11 protein-coding genes are annotated in these 9562 nt (G+C 66.9%); 7 read left to right on the top strand and 4 right to left on the bottom strand.

What is annotated here, in order from left to right:
- The first annotated feature begins 367 nt into the window (after positions 1–367).
- From ACTWP9_RS35955 to ACTWP9_RS35945, 3 genes are all read left to right on the top strand, one after another.
- Positions 368–652 (top strand): hypothetical protein, encoded by a 285-nt coding sequence (locus tag ACTWP9_RS35955; protein WP_443250534.1) that lies wholly within the window; start codon positions 368–370, stop codon positions 650–652.
- Positions 653–670: 18 nt separating this feature from the next.
- Positions 671–925, top strand: a complete 255-nt coding sequence (locus ACTWP9_RS35950; RefSeq protein ID WP_443250533.1) for a hypothetical protein — start codon at positions 671–673, stop codon at positions 923–925.
- Between the two features lie 1262 nt (positions 926–2187).
- On the top strand, positions 2188–2439 hold the full coding sequence (locus ACTWP9_RS35945; protein ID WP_443250532.1) for a hypothetical protein: 252 nt from the start codon (positions 2188–2190) through the stop codon (positions 2437–2439).
- Positions 2440–2541: 102 nt separating this feature from the next.
- Here ACTWP9_RS35945 and ACTWP9_RS35940 read toward each other — a convergent pair whose 3' ends face one another.
- The 4 genes from ACTWP9_RS35940 to ACTWP9_RS35925 all read right to left on the bottom strand — a co-directional run bounded on the left by ACTWP9_RS35940 (position 2542) and on the right by ACTWP9_RS35925 (position 5237).
- The gene (locus ACTWP9_RS35940) at positions 2542–2838 is read right to left on the bottom strand and encodes a peptidase inhibitor family I36 protein (protein WP_443250531.1); all 297 of its coding nucleotides are present in this window, start codon (positions 2836–2838) and stop codon (positions 2542–2544) included.
- 315 nt (positions 2839–3153) lie between these two features.
- Complete coding sequence (locus tag ACTWP9_RS35935) at positions 3154–3315, bottom strand: hypothetical protein (protein ID WP_443250530.1); 162 nt, start codon at positions 3313–3315, stop codon at positions 3154–3156.
- 414 nt (positions 3316–3729) lie between these two features.
- Complete coding sequence (locus ACTWP9_RS35930; RefSeq protein WP_443250529.1) at positions 3730–4236, bottom strand: hypothetical protein; 507 nt, start codon at positions 4234–4236, stop codon at positions 3730–3732.
- A 116-nt stretch (positions 4237–4352) separates the two neighbouring features.
- On the bottom strand, positions 4353–5237 hold the full coding sequence (locus ACTWP9_RS35925; protein WP_443250528.1) for a peptidoglycan DD-metalloendopeptidase family protein: 885 nt from the start codon (positions 5235–5237) through the stop codon (positions 4353–4355).
- Positions 5238–5756: 519 nt separating this feature from the next.
- Between ACTWP9_RS35925 and ACTWP9_RS35920 the strand changes: the two genes are divergently transcribed.
- From ACTWP9_RS35920 to ACTWP9_RS35905, 4 genes are read left to right on the top strand one after another with little or no spacing between them, the layout of a single operon-like run.
- Positions 5757–6659, top strand: a complete 903-nt coding sequence (locus tag ACTWP9_RS35920) for a hypothetical protein (RefSeq protein WP_443250527.1) — start codon at positions 5757–5759, stop codon at positions 6657–6659.
- Positions 6656–6973, top strand: coding sequence for a hypothetical protein (locus ACTWP9_RS35915; RefSeq protein WP_443250526.1), 318 nt, complete (start codon positions 6656–6658; stop codon positions 6971–6973). Before ACTWP9_RS35920 ends, ACTWP9_RS35915 begins: the two co-directional genes overlap by 4 nt.
- A 6-nt stretch (positions 6974–6979) precedes the next feature.
- The gene (locus tag ACTWP9_RS35910; protein ID WP_443250525.1) at positions 6980–7735 is read left to right on the top strand and encodes a hypothetical protein; all 756 of its coding nucleotides are present in this window, start codon (positions 6980–6982) and stop codon (positions 7733–7735) included.
- On the top strand, positions 7677–9560 hold the full coding sequence (locus tag ACTWP9_RS35905) for a hypothetical protein (RefSeq protein WP_443250524.1): 1884 nt from the start codon (positions 7677–7679) through the stop codon (positions 9558–9560). The genes ACTWP9_RS35910 and ACTWP9_RS35905 overlap by 59 nt, the downstream gene beginning before the upstream one ends.
- Positions 9561–9562: the final 2 nt, after the last annotated feature.

The raw sequence follows: 9562 nt of genomic DNA, 5'->3' as shown, positions 1-9562 counted from the left end.
GCTCACTCGTGGCGCCGTCGACGGCCTACACACGCTCAGCACCTGGTCTTCAGCGCACGCAGCCGCCAAACAGCAACCCCCCAAGGGACACGCAGCCACAAGCCCCACTGAAAACCAAACACCAAACATCACCTACCAGCTGCCATGCTCACCCGCGGCAGCGGACCAGGCGAACCCGAGGCAACCGGGGACGGTACGTACACCGTGTGGATCTACGCGCGGCCTGAGAAATGAAGAGACCCCCGCCACTCCGGCGGGGGTCTCGACGCATGTACCCAGACCTGTGCACGGAGACCTACCTCCGCGCTAACCTCGTGTCTCACAGGGGATTCACGAACCATGAATTGATCAAGGCGGGAGGCCGGCCGTGAACGACCAGCCGTGGACCATCGAGAGCATCCGCGACGCCCTCCACGACTGTGACCTGGCCCAACGCTTTCTCGCCGAGATCAACAAGGCGCCCGCGCACCAACTCCTCCACGTCTTCGCGAAGTGGCAGCGCATCGCGAAAAACCGCCTCGCGTCCCTCGAAGGCAACGACGAGATCCTCGCCAGCGAACACGCAGGCGAAGGCCCGGCCGAAGGCTCCCTCGACATCACCGACCGAGTCCTCGCGGAAGCTGCCCGAATCCGGTCACGCGGCGCCGCCTGACCTGACACCCTCTACAGGGTGTACAAGCTCCGTCACTACGACGAGACCGTCACCGCCATTTGGGACAGTCTCCCCGCCGACGCCAGCGAGGAACTCACCCTCGCCCTCGCAGACATCTGCGAGAACCCATACCGGCACACCCGGCCCATCAACGGCCAGGACAACGACGTCGAGCGCACACTCGCCCTCCAGCACACAGCCATCACTCTGCTCATCATCGACGCCTCGCCCATCCAACGCGTCTACATCCGCAACATCGAACACCTCGACTGACGCCGACCATGGAACGAGACGAACACGGCCGCCGCTGGGCCCAGCCCTACCTCCACCGGCCCACCACACCCGCCGTGGCCAGCAGCCCACCCGAATTCCCCCACCACCCCGCAACCCACATGCGGCGCATCCTCGGCGCACGATGGATCTGCCTGCGGTGTGAGAGACCGGCGAGTAGCTGACGTACAGACTCAAGGCCCCCACGCTGCGGGCGGGGGCCATTTCGCGTGCCTTGCGGGGCGTAGCAAGCGTGCTGACCAATGTGTATGCCACAGGTGGCATACACGTTGCTTGTCACATGTCACGGAGGCATGTGACCGCTCTGAGACCGACCGATATGCTGATCAGGCTTCACTCGATCCGCCTATAACTCGCCGAATATGCGTGCGAGTTCGGCGGGCGTCCGGCCAACAGCCGGGCCGTCCCTGCGGAGAAGGGGGAAACCCAGGGACGAAAGGGACGAACCACCACAGCCCCCGCGGTGGTGTTGCTGTGGTGTTCGGGCTGTGCGGTCACGGTGCCTCCTTCGCCATCACCGACGCTGCCGCTGGCTGCCCAGGTGCTGCTGCCCTTCGCCTGCAATGAGATTGCCTGGCCCGTTGCCCAGCGTGCGGCGCCCCCCGGAGGACTCCTTTGCCGGGTCCTCGGCTCCACGGGCAGGCGGACCGATGACAGCTCGCTCCGCAACCATGCCGTGCTCGGGACTGCCGTCATGGGGTGACCGCTTTGCGGCGGCGGGGTGGGGTCCGGTGCCGAGCCGGCGACGGGGAGCACTCACGGCCCAAGTCTCCCACCGCAGTGCGGTTCATCTGCCGGTTTGCGTCGCTGGCCCGCGGTCGACTATCGGCGCTCGGTGCTTCCTGTGCCGCGGTGCTTGCGGAGCTTGCCCCGCCGCGGTGTACATCTGACGAGCACTGCCCTTGGCAGCCAGGTGCCTCCCGTTCAAGCGGTGGCGAAAATGCGGTCCTTACCAGCATCACGGGATTCATTCACGCGCCAGCATCCGCAAGGCCGCAGGTCAGGCGGCTTGAATGGATTCGGGATCCGGTACAAGCTGCGACCGCATCGCCGGGCTCTGCCGAAATTCGCGAGAACTCGCGTCATGAATGAGCTGCGGTGCACTCTCCCCGTGTCCGTCCCGCCCCCGGGAGGCGCCCCCGGAGGCGGGACGGGACTTGCGGGGCTAAAGCTCCGGTGCTCCATGGTTCGACCATCCATCCATCCCCGCGTGACTTCGTCGCGCCCAAAAGCGAGGAAGTGCCATGTCCGCAACCATCACCAACGGTGCCGCCCAGCAGCCGCAGCAGCCCGCGGAGCCGCCGCCCCTCACACTCTGGTCGCTGCTGATCCTCGTCGTCGTTCTCGTGCTCCTGCTCATCGGGGCCGGCCTCGTTTACGTGACCTGGTGCCACCCGTCCCTGGCCACGCCGCTGCAGGTAGCGGTCGGAGGCGTCACGTTCCTCGGGGCCACCATCTTCGCGCTGACTCAGCTGATGAGGGCCGGGCAGCCGTAATGCCCTGGCGGTAGAGCCCGGAACGGGCCCTGGAGCCAGCTGACATGGCTCCAGGGCCCGTTAGGCGCCGTCGAGACGATGCGGGTGGGGCTCGCAGTCGCGTCAGCCGGAGTCGTTGTGGTTGATGCGCAGGGAGCGGGTCTGGTCGTTGAGGTTGTAGCCGCGCAGGTCGTGGATGGAGCCGCCGCTCTTGGTGACGCACACCCACCGTCCGGCGAAGTCGCGCTTCTCGTAGACGCGGGCGGTGCGGTCGGCGTTGTTGCGAATGGAGCTGCCGCGGTCGCGGATGGTGGTGGGCAGGTCCTTCACGCTGCCGTCGACCGGGCGCTTCATCCACGGCTGGCCGCCGAAGTTGATGTCCGGGTAGATGCACGCGTCGTCGTTGGGGCAGTCGATCACCGCCACCTTGGGCGGAAGCCGGGGTGGCAGCGGGTGCTGCGGCGGTCGGCAGGGAGACAGTCAAAGCTGCGTGGCCGGCAGGCCGCGAGTGAGGTCGTTCACGATCGTGTTGAGCGAGTCAGGCAGGTGGCGCGCCCGCCATGTGGCAGTGGTTCGCCCGGAAGCGCGCACCGCTTCCGGGATCTCCCTGTCTGCCATGGCCATGGCGGCGTCGGCGCGGACGTACCAGACCTCGCACCTGGCCGGGGACAGCCCCATCCAGGGGTGGCGTTCCGCGCTGTGACGCCGGCACGACCGAGCCGTGCCGGCCGGGGTTCACTGATCCTCCAGCAAGCTGTTGCCCGGCTTTTCGTTCAGGTAGCCGTCGTCGCGTCCGTTGATGAGGTTGCTGGCGTGGGTGGCCAGGCCGCGGGCGTCATAGATTGAGGCCAGGATTTGCAGGAACTCCAGGTAGGCGAGTACGTCCTGCTCGTCCATCTCCTTCTTAGTCAGTCGCTCCCAGTGGGCACTTTCCTGGGCGACCAGGGGGGTCAGTTCTGCACGTGTGAGCTGGTCAAGGTCTGCCCGTGTCAGGTGCCGAAAGGACGTCATTGTCGATTCTTCTCCTGCTGGTGTGCGTGGTGGCGGAGAGGGGGCGCGGAGCGTGGCTGCTCTGTGCGAGGGCGCTGCTCTGCCCTTGGCGGAGTCTTCGGCGGCGTTGATCTCGCTGTTTGCTGATGTGCCGGTCCTGAGACTCCTGCTAGCCCAACTGTGCTCATAACAGGGGTAGTTGAGGCGTACGTGTCTAGTGTGAATAGTGTGACAAGAGAGGAATGCCGAGAGCCAGGGCGAACGGGCACAGGTAGGTAACAGCTGTCGGCGGCTGCCGCGTCAGGCGTGCGCGGTGCGCGCTCATGGGGCGACAGCGTCCTGGGTCTTGCGTACCAGCTTCCGCACGTGCCGGCTGAGGCGGCTGTTCTCGCCGGTGACTGCGATGAGCATGCCCAGGAGTTGCTTGCTGAGGGCGAGCCGGGCGGCGGGGTCGGTGATTTCGGTCCAGTGCCGTGCCGCACGCTGGGCGCTGGCGCGGGTGATGGTGTGGTGCATGCCCCACGCCGTTCCCTGGAGCTGGATTACGTGCAGGTCCCAGTGGGTTGCCGCTTCCGGGTCACCCTGCAGGCTGGCGATCCAGCCGCGTAGTTCCCGGATGCTGATGGTGTGGGTGTGTGTGGGGCCGTAGGTCGTGGTGGCTTCCTGGTCGAGTCGTTCGGCCTGGATGGCGGCCCATGCCAGGCGCTGGGGGTCGTGCGGTGGCGCAAACGTCGCGGTGATGGCGGCGACGCGCTCGCGGTACTCCTCCGGGGGCGGCGGAGGCTGTTCCGTCTCCGCACTCGCGTTCGCCTCTGGGGTGGTGAGCACGGGGTACGAGTGAGGCTGTCGGCCTGACGGCTCTCCGGCGGCTGGGTGGGAGGCATTGTCGCCGGCCCAGAACTGGGCGGAAACGATGCCCCAGGGGGCGTACTGCGGTTCTGCTGTCACAGCTTCACCCCGTGCTTGCGCAGGAAGGCGGCAGGGTCGATGTCCGAGCCGTACTCCGGGCCGGTGCGGATCTCGAAGTGCAGGTGCGGGCCGGAAGCGTTGCCCGTGGCGCCGGAGAGGCCGATCTTCTGCCCTCCCTTGACGTGCCGGCCGGCCGAGACGGAGATCTTGGAGAGGTGGGCGTACTGGCTGTAGGTGCCGTCCGAGTGTCTGATGACGACCTCGTTGCCGTACGCACCGCCCTGGGCGGCTTTCTGCACGGTGCCGGGTCCGGCGGCCTTGATGGGTGTCCCCGTCGGGACGGTGAAGTCGATGCCCGTGTGCATGCCGCTGGACCAAGCGCCACCGCGCTGGTGGTACGGGGTCCCCAGCGGGCCGTCAACGGGCCGGACCCACGCGGAGCCGGTGCCCATGGAGGCCGTCATCTTGGGAACCAAGGCCATGATGGTCTTCACGTAGTTGTAGGTCTCCCCATTGGAGAACGACTTGGGGGGCACCCCGCGGTACTTCTCCACCCGGCGCCAGCCGGCGTTGTAACCCGCCAGGGCCAGTTCGGTGGGGCTGCCGTTGTAGCCGGGGTGTTTCTTCGCCGTCGTCAGCAGCTTGCACATCATCTTGCCCTGCGCCGGTATCGCGTCCTCGGGGTCGAGAGGGTCCTTCTTGCCGTCCTTGTTGCCGTCCACGCCGGCGCCCTTGTTGCCGTTCTCGCCGTACCAGGTGGCCGGCATGAACTGGGCTATGCCCTGCGCCCCGGCGGGGCTCTCCGCTTTGGGATCGAAGCCTGACTCCTGCTGCAACTGGGCGGCGAACAGTGGCGCCGACAGACCTGCCTTGCAATCCGCGGCTGCTTTCTTGATGAGGCTCGCGTATTGGGCGGGCACGCCACCCTTCCCGACTTTCAGAGAACCTGACCCCGACTCAGCTCCGCTGCTCGCGCTCCCCCCTTCGCCGCCCTCAGCCGTCCCCACAAGGAGAAAGACCCCAAACGCCAGAGCAAGGGCGACCGCGACTACTCCGGCGCCGACGCTTTGCGTAGTGCGAACGAAACTCAAACGGTCCTCCCCCTTGAGCGGTTGGGCAGTGCCCCCGGGCACCGCATGATGCACTCCGTCGCCAGGAAGCATCGAAGACCACGGGTTCGAGCGCCCACATTCTCACATCCGTTTCGGATGGCTATGCCGGGGGATTCGTTACAGAGCAGTCACTGTTCCCGGTTACAGCAAACGCTGCTTAACCAACACAAATCCCCCATGATGCACCGTCGGGAGTCCAACGCCTGGAACTATCCAGCCAGCGGGCGGAACCATGGAATAGTGAACGGACGTCACTGCCACCGCTATTGATGCCACTTCAGCGTCCCAGTGGAGTGGTTGGGCGCGACTGCAATTCCCGGGGGTAAGTTGTCCAAGAGATCGTCGGCTCCGAAGCCACTCCCGGCGCACGCTCGCCTGCTCATACCCGTACTGGGGGCCGCGGGCGGAAGCGGTCGTTCCGTCACGGCCGGTCTGCTGGCCGCGGTATTCGCCTCCGCCATGCCCTCGGTCGTCCTGGACACCGTTCCGCGAACGGCCTCTCCGTGGCCGTACTGGGGCGCGGAGCCCGGCGCGGGACTTGCGTCCATCCCCCCGGACCAGCCCGCCTCCCGGCAGCGCATCCAGGACGCCGCCGCACGGTGCCCGGCACCGGAAGGCCGCTCCTGGCAGGTACTGACAGACCATCAAGAATGGAGCCGTTCCCCGCTTCCGCTACCTGATGATCCGGCGGCCTGGCGCCAACTCGCGGCGGCCGGCGGATGGCAGGTTGCCGTCGCCGACACCGGCAATGCCATGGCCCACGACATCATCACGGCCCGGTGCGCCGGACGCGCCGGGCAGACGGCCGCGTGGTGCGCGCTCCCGTTCTGCATTCCCGTCCTCTGCGCCGCGGCCACCGGGCCGGGCGTACAGGCCCTCCAACTCGCAGTGAAAGCAGCCGTAGCAGAGGGGCTGCCACTGCAGCGGATGGTCATCGCCCTGGCCGAGACCACGGAGGGCCGCCCGCCCTCCCCCGTCCGGGCCGCCGCAGCAATGCTCCGCTCCCATGTCTACGCCGTGGTCACCGTTCCGTACGATCCACACATCCGCACATACGGGATGAGTGATGCACATCGCATCAGGCCGAAGACTCTCGCAGCCGGCAACGACCTCGCACGAGCAGTTCTCGCCTCCGCCCACCAGGTGTGGGGCGATCCGCTCCCAGCGGCCCCTGCGCCTGCCCCTTTGTCCTCCAGCCCCCACGTCGCTTCCGAAAAGGTCCCCGCATGAGCCAGATCATGGAAACGCTGAACGTCCTCGCCGCAAAGAACCCGAACCCGATCCCCGGCTACAAGCCGGCGCTGCCCGGGACCCTCCAGACCCCCACCCAAAAGATTCTGGCCTGGACGGCCGGTGTCGGCCTGACCCTGTCGGTCCTGGGTGGCCTCTCCGGCTGGGCGTGTGTGGCGATCGGGCACAACAGCGAACGCGGCGGTCTGGCGGCCCGGGGGAAGCAGGCAGTCGTCTGGAGCCTGATATCCGGCATGGGGATCGGAGTGACCTCCGGTCTGGTGTGGACCTTCTACAAGATGTCGCAGGGCTGAGGACTCATGGACTACCGGTCCAAGGCCCGGCGTGCACGGCTGCGTCTGATCGTTCTGGGCACCGCGCTGGCCGCGCTCGTGGCCGCCGGCGGCGTCCTGGCCCTCAACAGCGCCGGGGACAGCGCCCCCTCCGCCCCGCGGGCAAAGCCCTCCGCGGGCCGCAGCAAGGCCAACGGTCCGGCTCCCGGCGGGAAGAGGTACACCCCTGCAACCGCCCGTTCCGCACGAACAGTGAAGCCGCGGTCTGCGAAGAACGGCATCGGCGTCGGCTTCCCCCACACCGCGGTCGGCGCCACCTCGGCGGCAGTCTCGTACTGGACGGATCTGAGCTTCATCGACGACCAAGCCGCCGAGCGGCAGTTGCGAACCATCGCCGTCAGCCCCTCGGACCCGGTGGTGCGCGACATGGTCTCCAGCGTCCGCAAGCTGCGTGAATCAGTGGGGCTGCCACCCTCCGGGGGGCCTCCGAACGAAATCACCTTCACCACCGAGGTCAAGGCTGTCCAAGCCCGCAGCCTCGACTCCCAGGGAAACGTCATCGGGGTGTGGATGAACTTCGACCGCTACGCCACCATCCCCGACAAGGAATCCGGCGGCCCCCTCAAGGACCAGGAGGACTACCTGATCGTGACCTGGCGCGACGGCGACTGGAAGGTCACCCAGGCACCGGAGTGGGAGCGGAAGCTGCCAGAACCGCGCAGCTATGACCCGGACAGCTTCGCCGCGTTCGAGGACGGTTGGCGGGAGGTCACCAATGTCTAGAACACTCGCCCGGCTGGGCGCCCTGCTGGGCGCCGTCCTCGTCGCACTGGCGGTGCTGGCCACGCCCGCCTACGCGGAGACCATGCCGGGGGACCCCGTCCCCAAGGAACTGAAAGAGCGTGCGGCCGGCCGCACCATCGGCGTCAACACCGAAAACAACCAATACTGCATTGTCGGGGCCGACAACTGCCGCTGGCCTCAGGACTGTGAGGTTCCCGGCGGGCCCTGCCGCAACAAGAAAGCCGACGACCCGGCCGAGCGCAAGGCTGCCAGGTACCTGAAGGAGGAGGGAGTCAGCACCGAGGATTCGAACTACCAAAGCACCAAGCGCTTCCTGGCCGATTGCATACGGAAACACGGCAGCATCGACAAGTGCATGCTCGCGGACCTCGAGGATCAGAAGTCACTGCTCGAACAGTGGACTGCCGGGAAGATCTCCGAGGCCGCGTCGAATGCGCTCCAGGAGGCCGCCGGCGCCATCGGGAACGGCGTCGTATGGCTCGTCAAACAGTTCGCCAACATCTTCAACAAGACCTCCGTCATCACCCTGTCGAAGACCGGAATCGGCCCGATGATGGGCGTCATGACGGCGATATCCGCCCTGGTGGCCACGTTCCTGCTGCTCATCCAGTTCGGAAAACTGGCCGTGACACAGCAGGGCGCCCCGGCGGTCACCGCGATCACCGGCCTGGCCAAGTGGGGGGTGATCCTGGCCGTCTACGTAACGGCGACCCAGGTCGCCCTCAACTGGTCGGACACCTTCAGCACGGCCATGATCAACTACACCTTCAACGATGGGCACGGCTCGGGTAAGGACGCCAGCGCCGCGATGAAGGCACAGCTGACGGGGGCGTTCTCCGGCCTGATCGGCGGCAGCGGTACGCTAACGGCCGGGGCCGGCGCGCTGTGGACCGGCACCGGTTTCGTGCCCAGCGCCATCGGCTTCGTCATCGTCGTCGGCATCCTGTGCATCCTGGCGATCGCCGCCCTGTGGCTCGAGATGCAAATCCGGCAGGCAGGAATCATGATCCTGCTCATCGTGATGCCCCTCGCCCTGGCAGGGCAGATGGCTGACGCGACGAACGAGTGGTGGCCCAAGGCCCGCAATGCGCTGATCTCGCTGATCCTCATGAAGCCTGTGATCGTCCTGTGCTTCTGCATCGGCTTCTCCTCGATCGAGTACAGCGACGGCACCGGCAACGTCATTGTTGGCCTGCTGATCTTCCTGCTGTCCTGCTTCGCCTGGCCGACCCTGGCGAAGTTCATGACGTTCACCACCGTCGGCACCGGCTCGAGTGCCGCCTCGGGCATGCTCAGCTCGATCGGCTCCTCGGTCTCCAGCTACTTCGGCCAGCCGACGTCGGGTCAGAGCGGTGCGGGATCGTCCGGTGGGGGCAGCGGCTTCACCCAGGCCCTGGAGTCCGAGAACGAGAGCGGTGCGGGCGGCGGCGGTGGAGGCTCCTCCTGGGCCAAGAAACTCATGGGGTCCCAATTCCAACAGGGTGCCGGTTTCAAGGCGAACGCCAAGGGAGCGCTCAAGGCATCCAAGGGAACCATCGGCATGGGCATGCAGGTTGCCGCCATGGGCAAGGACGTGCTGGAGAGCACCGCAGGGAACGTCGCCGCCCATGCCGGTCTCGACCACGCGGCCCAGGGCGGGCGTCACACCATCACTCCCGATCGGAACAACAGCGAAAGGGAAGGGTCGGAGGAAGCGGCTCCCCCACCCGCACCGGCCCCCATGCAAGAGCAGGGCCCCTCCCCGTTGGAAGGCCCGCGGCCCACGCCGCCCGCACCCCAACCCCAGAATCCGGAAGGGGACTGATC

Source organism: Streptomyces sp. 3N207, assembly GCF_052246355.1.
Lineage (GTDB): Bacteria > Actinomycetota > Actinomycetes > Streptomycetales > Streptomycetaceae > Streptomyces.
The sequence above is the reverse complement of the archived record's forward strand: the minus strand, read 5'-3'. Positions and strand labels throughout refer to the sequence as shown.

Bases quoted from the DNA above. Each gene is read 5' to 3' on its own strand.
- ACTWP9_RS35945 (WP_443250532.1), top strand. From the start codon at position 2,188: ATGTCCGCAACCATCACCAACGGTGCCGCCCAGCAGCCGCAGCAGCCC.
- ACTWP9_RS35935 (WP_443250530.1), bottom strand. From the start codon at position 3,315: ATGGACGAGCAGGACGTACTCGCCTACCTGGAGTTCCTGCAAATCCTG.
- ACTWP9_RS35915 (WP_443250526.1), top strand. From the start codon at position 6,656: ATGAGCCAGATCATGGAAACGCTGAACGTCCTCGCCGCAAAGAACCCG.
- ACTWP9_RS35910 (WP_443250525.1), top strand. From the start codon at position 6,980: ATGGACTACCGGTCCAAGGCCCGGCGTGCACGGCTGCGTCTGATCGTT.
- ACTWP9_RS35905 (WP_443250524.1), top strand. From the start codon at position 7,677: ATGACCCGGACAGCTTCGCCGCGTTCGAGGACGGTTGGCGGGAGGTCA.